Consider the following 15,808-nt stretch of genomic DNA (forward strand, 5'->3'; position numbering starts at 1 on the left):
GCAGCCGTCGGCATGGACGTCGACACGCTCGTCATCCGCGGCGGCAAGCCCCTGCAGGGGCGCATCACCATGAAGGGCGCGAAGAACCTCGTCACGAAGGCGATGGTGGCCTCGCTGCTCGCCGACAGCCCGAGCGAGCTTCGCAGCGTGCCGCAGATCAGCGACGTGCGGGTCGTCCAGGGCCTCCTGGAGCTGCACGGCGTCACCGTCGACCGCGACGGCGACACCCTCCGCTTCGACCCGTCGAACGTGCGCACCGCGCACGAGACGTCGATCAACGCGCACGCGGGCTCCAGCCGCATCCCGATCCTGTTCTGCGGCCCGCTGCTGCACCAGCTCGGCGAGGCCTTCATCCCCGACCTCGGCGGCTGCCACATCGGCGACCGGCCGATCGACTTCCACCTCGAGGTGCTGCGCAACTTCGGCGCCGTCGTCGAGAAGCTGCCCTCGGGCATCCGGATGTCGGCCCCCAACGGCCTGCACGGCGCGAAGATCGCGCTGCCCTACCCCTCGGTCGGCGCGACCGAGCAGGTGCTGCTCGGCGCCGTGCGCGCGAAGGGCCGCACCGAGCTGACGAACGCGGCGGTCGAGCCGGAGATCCTCGACCTCATCGCGATCCTGCAGAAGATGGGCGCCGAGATCCAGGTCGACACCGACCGCACGATCCGCATCGAGGGCGTCGACAAGCTCGTCGGCTACCGCCACACGGCGCTGTTCGACCGCAACGAGGCCGCCTCCTGGGCGTGCGCGGCGCTCGCCACCGGCGGCGACGTGTTCCTCGAGGGCGCCCGCCAGCCCGAGATGACGACGTTCCTCAACGTGTACCGGAAGGCCGGCGGCGCGTTCGAGATCGAGGACGACGGCATCCGCTTCTGGCACCCCGGCGGCGACCTCAAGCCCGTCGTCGTCGAGACCGACGTGCACCCCGGCTTCATGACCGACTGGCAGCAGCCGCTCGTCGTGGCGCTCACGAAGGCCACCGGCATCTCGATCGTCCACGAGACCGTCTACGAGCAGCGCTTCGGCTTCACGGAGGCGCTCGTCGAGATGGGCGCGCAGATCCAGATCCACACCGACTGCCTCGGCAGCCACGCGTGCCGCTTCGGCGCCCGCAACTACCAGCACTCCGCCGTCATCGCCGGCCCCGTGGAGCTCCACGGCGCCGACGTGACCGTGCCCGACCTGCGCGGCGGCTTCAGCCACCTCGTGGCGGCGCTCACGGCCGACGGCACGAGCCGCATCTCGAACGTCGGGATCATCGCCCGGGGCTACGAGCGCTTCATCGAGAAGCTCACGACCCTCGGCGCGGACTTCGACGTGGAGGGCTGATGGGGCTGCCCGGCAAGCCGCCGAAGCCGGAGCGATCCGGCATCTACCCCGCCCTCGCGGCCGTCGTCGTGCCCTCGATCGAGGGCATGGCGCGGCTGCGGATCACCGGCCACGAGCACATCCCGGCGACGGGCGCGTTCGTGCTCTCGCCCAACCACTACAGCGAGATCGACCCGCTCGTGATGGCGGTCGCGATCTGGCGCTCGGGCCGGGTGCCGCGCTTCATGGCGAAGGCGAGCCTGTGGAAGGTGCCGATCGTCGGGCGGATCCTCACGGCGGCCGGGCAGATCCCGGTCGAGCGCGCCGGGCGCTCCTCCCACGGCGAGCCGATGGCCGCCGCGCGGCAGGTCGTCGCCGACGAGCTCGGCGTCATCATCTACCCCGAGGGCTCGCTCACCCGCGACCCCGACCTGTGGCCCATGCGCGGCAAGACGGGCGCCGTGCGCATGGCGCTCGAGGCCGGCGTGCCGCTCATCCCGGCCGCCCACTGGGGCACGCAGCACCTCATGCCCCGCTACGGCAAGGGCATCCGGCCCTTCCCCCGGAAGACGATCGACATCCGCTTCGGGCCGCCCGTCGACCTGTCGGCGTTCGCGGGCAAGCGCGACCAGGCGTCGATGGCCGCCGCGACCGACGTCGTGATGGCGCGCATCGCGGGGCTCCTGGGCGAGCTGCGCGGCGAGGAGCCGCCGGCCGAGCGCTGGGACCCGACGCAGCGCGGGCAGACGGAGACGGGCCGCTTCGATGGCTGACGTCGCCGTCCTCGGCGCCGGCAGCTGGGGCACGACGTTCGCGAAGGCGCTCGCGGACGGCGGCTCGTCGACCGTGCTGTGGGCGCGCCGCGCCGAGGCCGCGCGCGAGATCGACCAGTCGCGCCGCAACACGCGCTACCTGCCCGGCATCGACCTGCCCGCATCCCTCCACGCCACCGCCGACATCCGCGAGGCGCTCGCCGGCGCGTCGCAGGTCTACCTCGCCGTGCCCAGCCAGCACCTGCGCCAGGTGCTCCGCGACCACGGCGAGGCGATCGCCCCGGAGGCGCCCGTCGTCTCGCTCATGAAGGGCGTCGAGGCGGGCACGCGGCTGCGCATGAGCGAGGTCATCGCCGAGGAGCTGCGGATCGACGCGGGGCGCATCGCCGTCGTGTCGGGCCCGAACCTCGCGCTCGAGATCGCGCAGGAGCAGCCCACGGCCGCCGTCGTGTCGTCGTCGAGCCCGGAGACGGCGCGCGACGTCGCGCGCCGCGCCCGCAACGACTACTTCCACTCGTTCATCAACAACGACGTGGTCGGCACGGAGTTCGGCGGCGTGCTGAAGAACCTCGTCGCCGTCGCGATCGGCATCGTCGACGGCGTCGGCTACGGCGAGAACACGAAGGCGTCGATCATGACGCGCGGCCTCTCGGAGGTCACCGACTTCGCGGTCGCGTTCGGCGCCGAGCGCGAGACGATGCGCGGCCTCGCGGGCCTCGGCGACCTCATCGCCACCTGCGGCTCGCCGCTCTCGCGCAACTTCACCGCCGGCCGGCTGCTCGGCATGGGCTACTCGCGCACCGACGTGATCGCCCGCATGGAGCAGACCGCCGAGGGGCTCGCCTCCGTCGAGCCGGTCGCGCAGCTCGCCGAGCAGCGCGGCGTGCGGATGCCGATCCTCGAGCAGGTGCGCCTCGTGCTCGACGGCGCCATGGACCCGCGCGACATCGCCCCCCACCTGACGACCGACGACGAGCCGATCGAGGAGTGACCGTGAGCGAGCACCAGAGGAAGACGCGCGTGGCGCTGCTGTTCGGCGGCCGATCGAGCGAGCACCTGATCTCCTGCGCGACCGCGGGCAGCGTGCTCGCCCACATCGACCGCGACCGCTACGAGGTGGTGCCGATCGGCATCGCCCGCGACGGCCGCTTCGTGCTGCAGGCCGACGACCCGGCGCCGCTCGCGCTCGAGCGCTCGCCCGAGGTGGTCGGCGGCGACGCCGTGCTGCTGCCGACGGCCAAGGACTCCCGCGCACTCACCGCGGTCGACGCGGCCGGCGCGATGCGCGAGCTCGGCGAGGTCGACGTCGTCTTCCCCATCCTCCACGGCCGCTTCGGCGAGGACGGCACGGTGCAGGGCATGCTCGACCTCGTCGACATCCCGTACGTCGGCAACGGCGTGCTCGCGAGCGCGGTCGCGATGGACAAGCACTTCGCCAAGACGGTGCTCGAGCACGTCGGCATCCGCGTCGCCCCGTGGATGACCGTCTCGCGCGGCGAGTGGCGGCGCGAGCCGGATGCGGTGCGCGCGCGCCTGGGCGACTTCCCGTTCCCGGTGTTCGTGAAGCCGGCGCGCGCCGGCTCGTCGGTGGGCGTCAGCCGCGTCGACTCGGTGCTCGACTTCGACCGGGCGATGGAAGTCGCGCTCGCCGAGGACTCGCGGGTGCTCGTCGAGGTGGGCGTCTCGGGCCGCGAGGTCGAGGTGGGCGTGCTCGGCGGCCGCGACGGCGAGCGGCCGCGCGCGTCGCTGCCGGGCGAGATCGTGCTCGAGGAGGGCACGTACTACGACTTCGACGCGAAGTACCGCGGCACCCCGACGGCCCGCACCGAGTGCCCGGCCGACCTCGACGAGGCGACGGTGCACGCGCTGCAGGACACCGCGATCCGCGCGTTCGAGGCCATCGAGGGCTCCGGCCTCGCGCGCGTCGACTTCTTCGTCTCGCCCGAGCACGGCATCGTGCTCAACGAGATCAACACCATGCCCGGCTTCACGTCGATCTCGATGTTCCCGGTCGTGTGGCAGGCCTCCGGGATCGAGTACGGCGACCTCATCACCGAGCTCATCGAGCTGGGGCTCGCCGAGGAGCGCTAGTCGCGACGCTCCTGACCGTCGGCCACGGCACGCTCGACGGCGACGGCCTCCGGGCGCTGCTCGGCGGGGCCGGCGTCGAGCGCATCGTCGACATCCGCCGCTTCCCGGGCTCGCGCGCGAACCCGGCCGCCGCGCGCGACGCGATCGAGGGCGAGCTCGCGGCGGGCGACATCGGCTGGCGATGGGAGGAGCGGCTCGGCGGGCGCCGGCGGCTCACGGCGGCGGAGGATGCCGCGTCGCCCGACGCCTGGTGGCGCGTGGCCGCCTTCCGCGCCTACGCGGCGTGGACGCGCACGCCGGAGTTCGGGTCCGGGCTCGACGCCGTGCTCGCCACGGCGGCGGAGGCGCGCACGGCGATCCTCTGCTCGGAGGCCGTGTGGTGGCGCTGCCACCGTCGGGTGGTCGCCGACGTGGCGGCGCTCGCGCACGGCGCCGAGGTGCTGCACCTCATGCACGACGGGCGCCTCGTGCCGCATCCGGTGTCGGAGGCGGCGGTCGTCGAGGGCGAGGGCGTGCGCTGGCCCGCGGCGGAGGCGGATCGGGGCTGACGCCCTCGGCGGCGCGTGGCAGGGTCGTGCCATGGACGACGCGCTGATGCCCATCCTCGCCCGCTACCTCCGCCGCCAGCACGAGGGGCTGCGGTGGAAGGTCGAGGGGCTGCCCGAGCGCGAGCTGCGCATGCCGCGCACGCCGACGGGCACGAACCTCCTGGGCCTGCTCAAGCACGTGTCGGGCGTAGAGGCGGACTACCTGGGCTCGTGCCTCGGGCGGCCCTTCGAGGAGCCGCTGCCGTGGATGGACGCCGAGCCCGACGACGACATGTTCGCCGCGGCCGACGAGAGCGTCGCGTGGGTGCTCTCGCTGCACGAGCGCGTGCGCGCTCACGCGGAGGCGACGATCGAGGCGCTGCCGCTCGACGCGCCCGCGCACGTGCCGTGGTGGGGCGAGCAGGCCGACACGACGATGGGGCGGTTGCTCGTGCACCTCACCGCCGAGGTCGCCCGCCACGCGGGCCACGCCGACATCCTGCGCGAGCAGATCGACGCGGCGGCGGGTCAGCGGCCCGGCATCGGCGACCTCGCGCACCGAGACCCCGCGGGCTGGGCCGCGTACGTGGAGCGGCTGCGGGCGATCGCGGAGGCGACACCGGGGGAGTAGGCCCCTCGGGCGGCGGCGCTGCCAGGCGGCGCGACGGAGGCCCCGGCACGTGCCGGGGCCTCCGTGGTCCGCTACTGCGCGTTGGGGTCGTGCGGCGCCTCGGCGCCCTCGGCCTGGGCGTCGGCGTCGACCTGCGCGGGGTCGGCCTCGGCCGTGCCTGCGCCCTGCTCGCCCAGCAGGGCCTCCGCTTCGCCGTCGTCGCCGTAGCCGCCGGTCACGTCCTGCTCGGTCGGCTGCGCGTGCTCGGCGTGCTCGTGGCCCTCGTGCCCGTCCTCGTGGTGGCTCATGGCTTCCCTCCTCCTCGCGGCACCGGTCGTCCGCGTCCCCCGACGCTAGGGGCCGAGGCTGGCAGCGCGGTGACCGCCCGCGCAGGGATCCGCCCCTCCGAAGGGGGCCGGAGGGGCGGATCGTGCCGCGGCGAGGGGGCGCCGCGGCTGCTCGGTGCTCGTGCGGGCTCGGAGCTCGTACGGGTCTCGGGGCTCAGACGCCGACGAGCGAGCGGCGGGCCGCCTCGATGCGGGCGAGCGCGCGCTCCTCGGCGGCGGCGAGCGGCGTGATGCCGCGCTCGCGGGCGTCGGCGAGCACATCCCGCACCGTGTCGCCGATGCCGGTGAGCCGCTCGGCGATCGCCGGCCACTCGAGGCCGTCGGCGATGCCCTGCAGGTGGATGACGCCGCCCGCGTTCACGACGAAGTCGGGGGCGTAGACGATGCCGCGGGTGGCGAGGCGATCGGCGCCCGAGCGATCGGCGAGCGGGTTGTTGGCGGGGCCGACGACCGCGTGCACGGGCAGCGCGTCGATCGTCTCGTCGGTGAGGATGCCGCCGAGGCCCGCGGGGACCAGCACGTCGGCAGTGGTCGTGAGCGCCTCGTCGGGGCTGATCCAGCGGGCGCCGAGGTCGTCGGCGATCTGGCGCTTGCGCCCGTCGATGTCGGTGACGGTGAGGCGCGCGCCGTGGCCCGCGAGCATGCGGGCGAGGCGGCCTCCGACCTGGCCGAGGCCGGAGATCACGAAGCTGCGGCCCTCGATCTCGGGCGTGCCGAAGGCGGCCTCGAGCGTGGGGGCGATCGCGGAGTAGACGCCGAGCGCCGTGGCGCCGGCGGGCTCGCCCGCGCCGCCGCTCTCGGCGGGGAGGCCGACGACGTGCGCGGTGCGCTCGCGGACGACGAGCATGTCGTGCTCGGTCGTGCCGACGTCCTCGGCGGTGCGGTAGCGGCCGTCCATCGCCTCGACGAGGTCGCCGAGGTCGAGCAGCGCCGCGCGCCGGCGCTCGCCCTCGAGCACGACGCCCTGGGGGAGCGCGATCACCGACTTGCCGCCGCCCGCGTCGAGGCCAGCCGCGGCGTTCTTGAGCGTCATCGCGGCGCTGAGGCGCAGCGCGTCCGTCTGCCCGTCCGCCCACGTGGGGTAGCCCCACATGCGGCAGCCGCCGAGAGCGGGGCCGAGGACGCTCGAGTGCAGGGCCACCGTGACGACGAGCCCGCTGCGGGCTCCCATCGCGGTGAGCACGCGCTCGTGGGTGAAGTCGGGGACGGCGCTCATGGTTGTTCTCCTCGTCGAGAGCCCAGGGCGCCGCGGATCGCACGACGCCGGTGTCGTGGTGCGCCGCGGGTCGCGCGGCACGCCACGATGATGCTCCCGATGGGCTGTGCGCGCAAGCGTCGGCGCGTCGGATGCGCGGAGTGCGCAAGCGTCGTGCGCCGGATGGCGACTCGGCTGCGCAGGGCGACCGGTGCTGCTGCGCAGGCCGGTCCGGTGCCTCCCGCGGCGGCTCGGGCTCGCCCAGCCGCCGGTGCTTGGGTGGAGGGGCGGCGCGAGCCCGCGCGCCGCATCCGAGAGGAGCCCCCGTGCCCGACGCCGCCTCGGGGATCGTGCCGATCCCCGACAGCCACCGCGACCTGCTCACCGGCACCCACCTCGCCGCCGTCGCGACGCTCGAGCCCGACGGCTCGCCGCAGGTGAGCGCCACCTGGATCGACCTCGTCGACGGGCGGCTGCTCATCCCCGTCAAGCGGCGCCTGCGGAAGACGCAGAACCTCCGCCGCGATCCGCGCGTGTCGGTGCTCGTCGTCTCGCGCGACGATCCCGGTCGCTTCATCGAGGTGCGCGGCGTCGCCGAGCTCGTCGACGACCCGGACTCCGCCCTCACCGCGCGACTGTGGCAGCGCTACGAGGGCGTGCCGTGGCCGGGCGACGACCAGGGCGGCGAGCGCCTCCAGTGCCGGATCGCGCCCACGCGGGTGCGGACCTCGTAGCGGCGCCAGCCGGGGCTGCGCGCGGCCGGATCAGGCGATCCGGAAGCCCGTCTCGCCCTTCGCGGCCACCTCGCGCACGTCCACCCGCTCGACGCGCGCGCTCGAGGGGCCCTCGTGCAGCCACGCGACCATCGCGTCGACGCCCTCGCGGGACCCCTCGACCTCCGCCTCGACGGTGCCGTCGAGCAGGTTGCGCACCGTGCCCGCGACCGCGTGCCTGGCGGCCTCGCGCTGCGCGGCCCAGCGGAAGCCGACGCCCTGCACGCTGCCGTGCACGATCGCGCGCACGCGGACGGGGGATGCCATGGCGCCAGCGTAACGCGGGCCTTGCGGGCGGGCCTGGGCGGGCGGATGATGCGGGCAGGAGGTGGCGGGATGGTGGAGTACACGGGATCGTCGGGCATCTGGGCGGTGCCCGACATCGAGGCGGCCCGGACGTTCTACGCGGATGTCCTGGGGCTCGACGTCTCGGACGAGATGGGCATGCTGCAGCTGCGGCTGCCGGGCGGCGCGACGGCGGTGGTCTACCCGAAGGACGACCACGCGCCCGCGGTGTTCACGATCCTCAACCTGATGGTGCGCGACCTGCCGGCGGCGGTCGACGAGCTCGTGGGCCGCGGCGCGCGGATGGAGCGCTACGACGGCTTCGAGCACGACGATCGCGGCATCGTCGGGGGCTTCGAGGAGGGTCCGGACATCGCCTGGACGACCGACCCGGCCGGCAACATCATCGCCCTCATCGCCGAGTGACGGGGGCGCCCGCCGCGCGACGTGCGTTTGCCCCGTCGTGCGGCGCGGCGCCCGCGCGGGCGCGTTCCCGCGCGCGCCCGAAGCCTCGAGGCGCTGCTGTGGCGCGCCTGCGCGCGCTGATCGGTCACTCCACGCTGCTGACCGGTCACTTCTTGCATCGAGTGGTCGCGTCCTGCGCTGATCGGTCGCTGCTTGCGACACAAAGCGACCACTGATCGCACGAAGTGACCACTCTCGGCCGTGCGACAGCCTCGGGCTTCGAGTGGCGCCGTCTGGCTGGTGAGTGGCGCCGTCTCGCACTCGAGTGGCGCCGAACGCCATCGAGTGGCGCCGAACGGTCGACACTGGCGCCCAATGCCAGCCGTCCGCCGCCGCTCGACGCCAGAAGTCGCCACTCACCGACCACTGAGCCGCTCGGTGCGCGGACCCGGCCCGGCGCGCCCGCCGGTAGGCTCGATCCTCGTGGCACTCACCATCGGCATCGTCGGTCTCCCCAACGTGGGCAAGTCGACCCTCTTCAACGCGCTCACCAAGAACACCGTGCTCGCGGCGAACTACCCGTTCGCCACGATCGAGCCGAACATCGGCGTGGTCGAGCTGCCCGATGCGCGCCTCACCCGCCTGGCCGAGATCCACGGATCCGCCAAGATCCTCCCGGCGGCGGTCTCGTTCGTCGACATCGCCGGCATCGTCAAGGGCGCGAGCGAGGGCGAGGGCCTCGGCAACCAGTTCCTCGCGAACATCCGCGAGGCCGACGCGATCGCGCAGGTCGTGCGCGGCTTCGCCGACCCGGATGTCGTGCACGTCGACGGCGCGGTCAACCCCGCCGACGACATGGAGACGATCAACACCGAGCTGATCCTCGCCGACATGCAGACGCTCGAGAAGGCCATCCCGCGCCTCGAGAAGGAGGTGCGCGGCAAGAAGGCCGACGCCGCCACGCTCGCCGCGGCCGAGGAGGCGAAGGGCATCCTCGACGCCGGCCGCACGCTGCAGCAGGCCGGCTTCGACACGGCCCCGATCAAGGAGCTCGGCCTCCTCACCGCGAAGCCGGTGCTCTACGTCTTCAACGTCGACGAGCACGTGCTCACCGACGAGGCCCGCCGCGCGGAGCTCGCCGAGCTCGTCGCGCCCGCGAAGGCCGTCTTCCTCGACGCGAAGGTGGAGTCGGAGCTCATCGACCTCGAGCCCGACGAGGCGCTCGAGCTGCTGCAGAGCCTCGGCCAGGAGGAGTCGGGCCTCGACCAGCTCGCGCGCGTCGGCTTCGAGACGCTCGGCCTGCAGACCTACCTGACCGCCGGTCCCAAGGAGTCGCGCGCCTGGACCATCCGGAAGGGCTGGACCGCGCCGCAGGCCGCGGGCGTCATCCACACCGACTTCGAGCGAGGCTTCATCAAGGCGGAGGTCGTCTCGTTCGACGACCTCGACGCGGCCGGCACGATGGCCGAGGCGAAGTCGAAGGGCCGCGTCCGCATCGAGGGCAAGGACTACGTCATGGTCGACGGCGACGTCGTGGAGTTCCGCTTCAACGTGTGACGCTGTCGCCCCGATGGCCGACCTCGCACGAACCTCAGGCGACGGTGCCCTCGTCGCGGACCGCCGACGCGGTGAGGTCCTCCACCTGGTAGCCGCGCGTGGCGTCGTGCAGGCTGCCCATGGCGATGAGCCAGAGGACGTCCTTCTCGAGGTCGTCCTCGGTCGAATGCGTGATGAGCGAGCGCACGCCCGTGCCGTCGAGCTCGGTCCTGGCCCACGCGGACCGCAGCTCGAGCGGGTCGGCGACCTCCACGACCACCTCGATGCTGATCCGGAAGCGGTGCATCATCGCTCGCGCATCCAGCAGAGCAGGTGGTCGATCTCGAAGATCTCGTCCACCCACCACGGCATCCGCTCATCGGTCGCGGGGTCGTAGAGGATGGCGCGCCGCTCCATGGCCTCGAACGTCACCGTGCCTGAGGGGTCGAGGGCCCCGAGCATGCTGCGGAGGTCGGCCTCCGCATCGGCCCGGGTGGGATGCCGGGTCACGGCGCGCTGACGGGATCGGGAGGCGGGTCGTCGGGCGCTCGACCAGAGGGGATCCCTGGGAGCGATCTGCGTTGCGCGGGCATGCTGACTCCTGCGGCGCCTCATGCGCCATCGGATGGATGCCTCACACGTCGAAGCTTGGGGTTGCGGCCTCGCGGTCGATCCTCCACCCTCGCACGGGCGCCTGGGCGTTCCGTGACAGCGGCAGGTCGCCGGTGCAGGTCCGCCTCCGCGTCTCATGCTCGACAGGGCCTGCGCGCGCAGCTCGCCTCGCTCACGCTGCCTCATCGCGGGCCGGCAACCACCTCGGTCGCGCACAGGCTGCTCAGGCTTCGATTCGGGTATCGCAAGACGGTCGCGCTGGCGCCCGATCGCGCGAGACGATGTCGAATCCTCAGACGAGGGCGATCGCGTCGAGCGCGCGGGCGCGCACAGCAGCGAGACCGGCGTGGTCGGATGGCCAGCGAAGACCTCGGATACCCGGACCTCCTCCCGGGTGAGCTCGAAGCCATCGAGGCCGAGGATCGGCGCAGCAGGGAGCGCGCGAACGGCGCGGCAGCACGCTGATCGTCTGGAGCTCAGCGCCAGCCGGCGCTACTCCGGCGTCCCCATCACCAGCTGCCACTCCTCGCGGATCCGCCCGTCCTCGAGCCGCACGATGTCGAGCACGCGCAGGCCCGACGTGTCCTCGAGCTCGAGGATGTGCTTGCCGTTGAAGGTCTCCTGCGAGCGCAGCACGCGCCCCGGTCGTCGGCAGCCGACGCCGCCCATCCGCACCCGCCACAGGTAGTTGTCGCGGCCGCGCATCGAGAAGCCGGGCGTGCCCATGAGGTGCCACACGACATCTGGGTGCAGCACCTCGGCGAGCGAGTCCCAGTCCTCCTCGCGCATCGCCTGCAGGGCGCGCGCGATGGGCTCGGGGAGCTCCGAGCGGCGAGTGCTCGTGGGGATGTCCATGGTGCGGCGAGGCTAGCCATCGGGCATCCGTCGCCGGTGTGCGCCGGCCGCACGCGCCGTGTGCGCGGCCTGGCAGGGCGGCCGCGGTGGTTGACTGCGAGGCGTGACCCGGGCCCTCCGACTCCGCCCGCTGCGCGTCGACGACGCCGCGGCGATGGCGGCGGTGCTCGCGCATCCCTCGCTGTACGAGCACACGGGCGGCGAGCCGCCGACGGTCGCCGAGCTCGAGCGGCGCTACGCGATCCAGGTGCGCGGAGCGTCGGCCGACGGCCGCGAGACGTGGATCAACGCGATCGTCGAGCTCGACGGCGCACCGATCGGGTACGTGCAGGCGACGATCGCCGAGGGCGGCCGCGAGGCCGAGGTCGCGTGGGTCATCGGACGCGCGTGGCAGGGGAGGGGGCACGCGCGATCGGCTGCGGCCCTGCTCGTCGACGGCCTCGCGCAGCGCGGCGTGCGCACGCTCGTCGCGCACGTGCGCCCGGGCCACGTCGCATCCGAGCGCATCGCCACCTCGCTCGGGATGGCGCCGACGGATGCGGTGCTCGACGGAGAGGTGCGATGGCAGGGGAACCTCCCCGGCTGAGCGGCCCGCTCAGCGCCGTCGGATGCGGGGGACGGAGGATGGGGGACATGGTGACCCTCCACGACCGCATCCCGACCGTCGCCGAGCAGCTCGCGATCGCCGACGCCGTCGGCTGGCACGACCGCTTCGACGCCGAGAGCCTCGGCCGGTCGCTCGAGCGCTCGCTCCACGGCGTCGTGGCGGTCGATGGCGACGGCGCGGTCGTGGCCATGGGTCGCCTCGTGGGCGACGGCGTGCGGTACTTCACCGTGCAGGACGTGCTCGTGCACCCCGACGCCGCCGAGCAGGGGGTCGCGACGCGGATCGTCGAGCGGCTGCTCGCGTGGGTGCGGGCGACGGCGCCGGCCGAGGCGATCGTGGGGCTGTTCTCGAGCCCGGAGGCGGTGGGCGTCTACGAGGCGGCCGGCTTCGAGCGGGCCGACCGCGACCCGATCGGGATGGTGCAGGCGCTGCGGCCCGACGCGCGCTGAGCGAGCGCCGCGGCGGTGGTGGAGCCGCGCCACATCCTTCGCATCGGCCGCGTCCACCTGACGTCCAGACTCGTCCGGCAATGTCTTCCATGGCACTCCCGGGGCGGGCAACGCACTCGGACGAAGGCCCAGCGACAGCCCCTCCGCCTCACGGCGCGAGGGGCTTCGGCGTGTGCGGAGGCGGCGGATGCGCGGACCGGGCAGGCGGGCGCCGAGCCGCGTCCTACGCCGCGCAGTCGATGCAGGTCGTCGCGTCGGGTCGGGCCTCGAGCCGCGCGGGCGCGATCGGGCGGCCGCAGCTCGCGCAGGTGCCGCCGTCGCCGCGCGAGAGGCGGGCGGCCGCCTCGTCGATCGCCGCGAGCGACTCCACCTCCGCCTGGCGCAGCCCCTCGAGCCGCGACCACTCCGACGACAGCGAGACCCCGTCGGGGTCGTGCTCGTCGTCGTCGTTCAGCGTGCCGCGCAGGGCCCGCAGCTCGGCGAGCTGCCGCTCGACGTCGGCCAGCTGCTCGGCGACCTCGCGGCGCCGCTCGGCGATCTGCTCGGCCCGTGCCGTCGTGTCGGTCATCCCGACACGCTAGACCCGGCCGCCCACGGCGGCGCAGGCCCGCCGGCGCCGCGCGCAGGCCACGTGGGCGTCGACCGAGCCGGTCAGCCCTCCTGGCGCAGCCGCTCCTGCCGCAGCACCGCGAGGTTCTGCAGCGGGCTCCACGCGCCGATCCGCGGGTGGTCGATCGTGACGCCCACGACGCCCGCCTGGCCGAACGACGCCACCCACTCCAGCGCGGCCGGCAGCGGCACGGCGAACATCCGCACCGGCTCGCCCTCGGGCACGAGCCCGGCGCCGACGGCGGCCTCGGTCGCGCGCTCCGCGCTGCTGTAGGCGCAGAGGATGGCCCCCTGCTCGGCCGCGAGCGCGTACGGCCGCGGGCTCTCGGGGGTGCCGCGGTCGACGAACACCCAGTGGTCGAGCGCGGCGACCGCGCGCCAGAGCGCGATCTGGCGGGCGATGTCATCCGGAGCGGCACGGCAGGCGGCGTCGAGCCGGTCGAGCTCGGCGAGCGTCTCTGCGCTCGGCTCGGCGGGCGGGGCGCCCGCCGAGTCGGTCGTGTCGGCGGGCTGGTCGGATCGGTCGTCCATCGCTTCTCCTCGTCGTGGCCTGCCATCCACCGTTCCACGTCGGGCGGCGGCGTTCCTGGGGCGCCGCGACCAGGGCGTGGTCAGCGGGCGCGCGTAGGGTCGGCCCCGCCCGCATCCGGCAGCGCCGCGACGGGCTCCGGAGCAGCAGGAGGGAGCCGCATGGATGCCGACGCCGACGTCATCGTCGTCGGGGCCGGGCTCGCAGGGCTGCAGGCCGCGCGGCGGCTCGAGGCCGCCGGCCGCAGCGTGCTCGTGCTCGAGGCGGAGGACGCCGTCGGCGGCCGCATCCGCACCGATCGCGTCGACGGCTTCCTCGTCGACCGCGGCTTCCAGGTGCTCAACCCCGCCTATCCGGCCGTGCGGCGATGGATCGACGTGGATGCGCTCGGCCTGCAGCGCTTCGGCGTCGGCGCGGTCGTGCGCAGCCGCGCGGGCATCAGCCGCGTCGCGCATCCGCTCCGGCATCCGCGGCTCGCCCTCGGCACGCTGCTGAGCCCGCACGTGCCGCCCGCCGACGTCGTGGCGCTCGCGCGCTGGCTCGGGCCGACGCTGCTCGACGCGCGCACCGCCTCCCGAGCCGCCGCGCCCGACGAGGCGCTCCGCGACTCCCTCGACCGCGCGGGCCTCAGGGGCCGCCTCCGCCGCGACGTGCTCGACACGTTCCTCGCCGGGGTGCTCGGACGCGAGCGGGCAGGCATCGGCCGACTACGTGCGGCTGCTGCTGCGCTCCTTCGCGCTCGGCGCGCCGGGGCTGCCGCGCCGGGGCATGCAGGCGCTGCCCGAGCAGCTCGCGTCGGGCCTGGCCGCGCCCGTGCGGCTCGGCACGCCGGTGCGGACGGTGCGGGATGCGCGGCGCGGCGTCGAGGTGCTCACCGACGACGGGCCGCTGCGCGCCCGCGCCGCGATCGTCGCCGTCGGCGCCCAGCACCTCGCCGACCTCACCGACCTGCCCGTCCCCGAGACGCACGGCCTCACCACCTGGTGGTTCCGCGCGGCGGGGCGCCCGCGCACCGGCCCGTTCCTCGTGCTCGACGCGTCGCGGCCGGGCGGTGGCCCCGCCGGGCCGGTCTGGAACACGTCCGCGATCTCGGAGGCGGCGCCCTCCTACGCGCCCGCCGGCGAGGTGCTCGTGCACGCGACGACGCTCCTCGGTGAGCCCGACGGCGCGGCGACCGAGCGGGAGGTGCTGCGCGACCTGGCCCGCATCTACGGCACGCGCACCGACCGCTGGCAGCTGCTCGCGCACCACGTCGTGCCGCACGCGCTGCCCGCCCAGCCGCCCGGCCCGGTCGACCGCGCGCCCGCGCGGGCCGGCGCGCGCATCCTCGTCACCGGCGACCACCGGACGACCGCCTCCATCCAGGGCGCACTCGTCGCGGGCACGCTCGCCGCCCGCGAGGCGCGGGCGCTGCTCGGCTGAGCGCCACCGCGTCGAGAGTGGCCCGGCCGCGGATGCCTACGCTCGATCCACCACGACGGATCCGGGAGGCAGGCATGCACGAGCAGGGGAGCGGCGCAGCCGCCATCACGGGGCTCGCGGTGCGCCGCGCGCTCGTCGCCGGCCACGAGGTCGACACCGACCGCGCTCGGCTCGACGTGCCGCGCGTCCACCGCTGGCTCTCGACCGACGCCTACTGGGCGATGGGTCGGCCGCTCGAGCTCATGGAGCGCGCCATCGCCGGCTCGCTGAGCTTCGGCGCCTACGGGCCCGACGGCGCGCAGAGCGCCTACGCGCGCGTCATCACCGACGGCGCCACGTTCGCGTGGCTGTGCGACGTGTACGTCGACCGCGGCGCTCGCGGCATCGGCCTCGGCTCCGCGCTCGTCGGCGCGATCCTCGCGGCGCTCGAGCCGTACGGGCTGAAGCGCACGATGCTCGTGACAGCGGATGCGCACGAGGTCTACGCGCGGCACGGGTTCGAAGTGGCGGCGCACCCGGAGCAGCTGATGGCGCGGATGCGCGACGAGACGCCACCGCCGGCACCGCACCACGACGCTTCCCGACCGGGCGCCGACGCCTGAGGATGGGCGCATGCCCGACGACGAGCAGCCGCTGACCGACGCCCAGATCGCCGACGCCCTGGTCGCCGACGAGCGCCTCCACGGCTGGCGGCTCGACGACAGCGCGCTCGTCGTGGTGCTCCGCACCCGCAGCTTCCGCCGGGGCCTCGAGGTCGTCGCCCGCGTCGGCGAGGCGGCGGAGGAGGCGGGGCACCACACCGACATCCTGCTGACGTACGGGCGCGTCCGGGTCACGATCACGAGCCACGACGCCGGCGGCGTCACCGTGCGCGA

At 74.5% G+C, this 15,808-nt stretch carries 20 protein-coding genes and 3 pseudogenes; 15 read left to right on the forward strand and 8 right to left on the reverse strand.

The features are described 5' to 3' along the window. Positions 1 to 12 precede the first annotated feature (12 nt). The 6 genes and pseudogenes from murA to IEW90_RS04865 all read left to right on the forward strand — a co-directional run bounded on the left by murA (position 13) and on the right by IEW90_RS04865 (position 5,330). Entirely contained in the window at positions 13 to 1,329 is a 1,317-nt protein-coding gene (gene murA / locus IEW90_RS04840; RefSeq protein ID WP_188718024.1) for a UDP-N-acetylglucosamine 1-carboxyvinyltransferase, read from the forward strand. Continuing rightward, entirely contained in the window at positions 1,329 to 2,081 is a 753-nt protein-coding gene (locus IEW90_RS04845) for a lysophospholipid acyltransferase family protein (RefSeq protein WP_188716600.1), read from the forward strand. The genes murA and IEW90_RS04845 overlap by 1 nt, the downstream gene beginning before the upstream one ends. Then, positions 2,074 to 3,184 (forward strand): annotated as a pseudogene (locus IEW90_RS04850) (NAD(P)H-dependent glycerol-3-phosphate dehydrogenase); the annotation flags it as partial. The gene IEW90_RS04845 and the pseudogene IEW90_RS04850, both read left to right, overlap by 8 nt. Beyond that, the gene (locus IEW90_RS04855; protein WP_188716604.1) at positions 3,069 to 4,172 is read left to right on the forward strand and encodes a D-alanine--D-alanine ligase family protein; all 1,104 of its coding nucleotides are present in this window, start codon (positions 3,069 to 3,071) and stop codon (positions 4,170 to 4,172) included. The pseudogene IEW90_RS04850 and the gene IEW90_RS04855, both read left to right, overlap by 116 nt. Further along, positions 4,097 to 4,720, forward strand: coding sequence for a DUF488 domain-containing protein (locus IEW90_RS04860; RefSeq protein ID WP_188716607.1), 624 nt, complete (start codon positions 4,097 to 4,099; stop codon positions 4,718 to 4,720). Before IEW90_RS04855 ends, IEW90_RS04860 begins: the two co-directional genes overlap by 76 nt. Before the next feature lie 31 nt (positions 4,721 to 4,751). After that, positions 4,752 to 5,330 (forward strand): DinB family protein, encoded by a 579-nt coding sequence (locus tag IEW90_RS04865; RefSeq protein ID WP_188716609.1) that lies wholly within the window; start codon positions 4,752 to 4,754, stop codon positions 5,328 to 5,330. Positions 5,331 to 5,401: 71 nt separating this feature from the next. Here IEW90_RS04865 and IEW90_RS04870 read toward each other — a convergent pair whose 3' ends face one another. Both IEW90_RS04870 and IEW90_RS04875 read right to left on the reverse strand, forming a co-directional pair. Continuing rightward, on the reverse strand, positions 5,402 to 5,617 hold the full coding sequence (locus IEW90_RS04870; protein ID WP_188716611.1) for a hypothetical protein: 216 nt from the start codon (positions 5,615 to 5,617) through the stop codon (positions 5,402 to 5,404). Positions 5,618 to 5,810: 193 nt separating this feature from the next. Next, on the reverse strand, positions 5,811 to 6,872 hold the full coding sequence (locus IEW90_RS04875; protein WP_188716613.1) for a Glu/Leu/Phe/Val dehydrogenase dimerization domain-containing protein: 1,062 nt from the start codon (positions 6,870 to 6,872) through the stop codon (positions 5,811 to 5,813). Between the two features lie 305 nt (positions 6,873 to 7,177). Here IEW90_RS04875 and IEW90_RS04880 point away from each other — a divergent pair, with 305 nt between their 5' ends. After that, positions 7,178 to 7,585: a PPOX class F420-dependent oxidoreductase gene (locus IEW90_RS04880; RefSeq protein ID WP_188716615.1), complete on the forward strand. Its 408-nt coding sequence runs from the start codon at positions 7,178 to 7,180 to the stop codon at positions 7,583 to 7,585. A 30-nt stretch (positions 7,586 to 7,615) separates the two neighbouring features. On the opposite strand, the gene IEW90_RS04885 is transcribed toward IEW90_RS04880, so the two are convergent. Further along, positions 7,616 to 7,891: an acylphosphatase gene (locus tag IEW90_RS04885; RefSeq protein WP_188716617.1), complete on the reverse strand. Its 276-nt coding sequence runs from the start codon at positions 7,889 to 7,891 to the stop codon at positions 7,616 to 7,618. A gap of 69 nt (positions 7,892 to 7,960) precedes the next feature. Here IEW90_RS04885 and IEW90_RS04890 point away from each other — a divergent pair, with 69 nt between their 5' ends. Together IEW90_RS04890 and ychF are read left to right on the forward strand one after the other, a co-directional pair. Further along, positions 7,961 to 8,335 (forward strand): VOC family protein, encoded by a 375-nt coding sequence (locus IEW90_RS04890; RefSeq protein WP_188716619.1) that lies wholly within the window; start codon positions 7,961 to 7,963, stop codon positions 8,333 to 8,335. A gap of 462 nt (positions 8,336 to 8,797) precedes the next feature. Further along, positions 8,798 to 9,871, forward strand: coding sequence for a redox-regulated ATPase YchF (gene ychF / locus IEW90_RS04895; protein ID WP_188716622.1), 1,074 nt, complete (start codon positions 8,798 to 8,800; stop codon positions 9,869 to 9,871). A 34-nt stretch (positions 9,872 to 9,905) separates the two neighbouring features. Here the strand turns inward: ychF and IEW90_RS04900 are convergent, their stop codons facing one another. The 3 genes from IEW90_RS04900 to IEW90_RS04910 form a co-directional block, all read right to left on the reverse strand. Beyond that, a complete protein-coding gene (locus IEW90_RS04900) occupies positions 9,906 to 10,160 on the reverse strand; it encodes a hypothetical protein (protein ID WP_188716624.1) in 255 nt (84 codons plus the stop codon). Next, the gene (locus tag IEW90_RS04905) at positions 10,157 to 10,360 is read right to left on the reverse strand and encodes a hypothetical protein (protein ID WP_188716626.1); all 204 of its coding nucleotides are present in this window, start codon (positions 10,358 to 10,360) and stop codon (positions 10,157 to 10,159) included. The genes IEW90_RS04900 and IEW90_RS04905 overlap by 4 nt, the downstream gene beginning before the upstream one ends. A 594-nt stretch (positions 10,361 to 10,954) precedes the next feature. Next, positions 10,955 to 11,317, reverse strand: a complete 363-nt coding sequence (locus tag IEW90_RS04910) for a nuclear transport factor 2-like protein (protein ID WP_188716628.1) — start codon at positions 11,315 to 11,317, stop codon at positions 10,955 to 10,957. Between the two features lie 103 nt (positions 11,318 to 11,420). Between IEW90_RS04910 and IEW90_RS04915 the strand changes: the two genes are divergently transcribed. After that, positions 11,421 to 11,903: a GNAT family N-acetyltransferase gene (locus tag IEW90_RS04915; protein ID WP_188716629.1), complete on the forward strand. Its 483-nt coding sequence runs from the start codon at positions 11,421 to 11,423 to the stop codon at positions 11,901 to 11,903. 47 nt (positions 11,904 to 11,950) lie between these two features. Then, positions 11,951 to 12,373 carry a GNAT family N-acetyltransferase gene (locus tag IEW90_RS04920; protein ID WP_188716631.1) on the forward strand — a complete coding sequence of 141 codons (423 nt, stop codon included), beginning with the start codon at positions 11,951 to 11,953 and terminating at the stop codon, positions 12,371 to 12,373. Between the two features lie 223 nt (positions 12,374 to 12,596). Here the strand turns inward: IEW90_RS04920 and IEW90_RS04925 are convergent, their stop codons facing one another. Both IEW90_RS04925 and IEW90_RS04930 read right to left on the reverse strand, forming a co-directional pair. Next, complete coding sequence (locus IEW90_RS04925) at positions 12,597 to 12,941, reverse strand: TraR/DksA family transcriptional regulator (protein WP_188716633.1); 345 nt, start codon at positions 12,939 to 12,941, stop codon at positions 12,597 to 12,599. A gap of 83 nt (positions 12,942 to 13,024) precedes the next feature. Continuing rightward, on the reverse strand, positions 13,025 to 13,513 hold the full coding sequence (locus IEW90_RS04930; protein WP_188716635.1) for a hypothetical protein: 489 nt from the start codon (positions 13,511 to 13,513) through the stop codon (positions 13,025 to 13,027). A 159-nt stretch (positions 13,514 to 13,672) separates the two neighbouring features. Here IEW90_RS04930 and IEW90_RS13935 point away from each other — a divergent pair. From IEW90_RS13935 to IEW90_RS13805, 4 genes and pseudogenes are all read left to right on the forward strand, one after another. Then, positions 13,673 to 13,846: pseudogene (locus IEW90_RS13935) on the forward strand (FAD-dependent oxidoreductase); the annotation flags it as partial. A 376-nt stretch (positions 13,847 to 14,222) separates the two neighbouring features. After that, a complete protein-coding gene (locus IEW90_RS13940; protein WP_308421858.1) occupies positions 14,223 to 14,933 on the forward strand; it encodes an FAD-dependent oxidoreductase in 711 nt (236 codons plus the stop codon). Positions 14,934 to 15,007: 74 nt separating this feature from the next. Beyond that, on the forward strand, positions 15,008 to 15,535 hold the full coding sequence (locus IEW90_RS04940) for a GNAT family N-acetyltransferase (RefSeq protein ID WP_188716638.1): 528 nt from the start codon (positions 15,008 to 15,010) through the stop codon (positions 15,533 to 15,535). A gap of 10 nt (positions 15,536 to 15,545) precedes the next feature. Next, positions 15,546 to 15,806, forward strand: a pseudogene (locus IEW90_RS13805) (4a-hydroxytetrahydrobiopterin dehydratase); the annotation flags it as partial. Positions 15,807 to 15,808 lie beyond the last annotated feature (2 nt).

The sequence above is a fragment of the Agrococcus terreus genome (genome assembly GCF_014645235.1).
Classification (GTDB): Bacteria; Actinomycetota; Actinomycetes; order Actinomycetales; family Microbacteriaceae; genus Agrococcus; species Agrococcus terreus.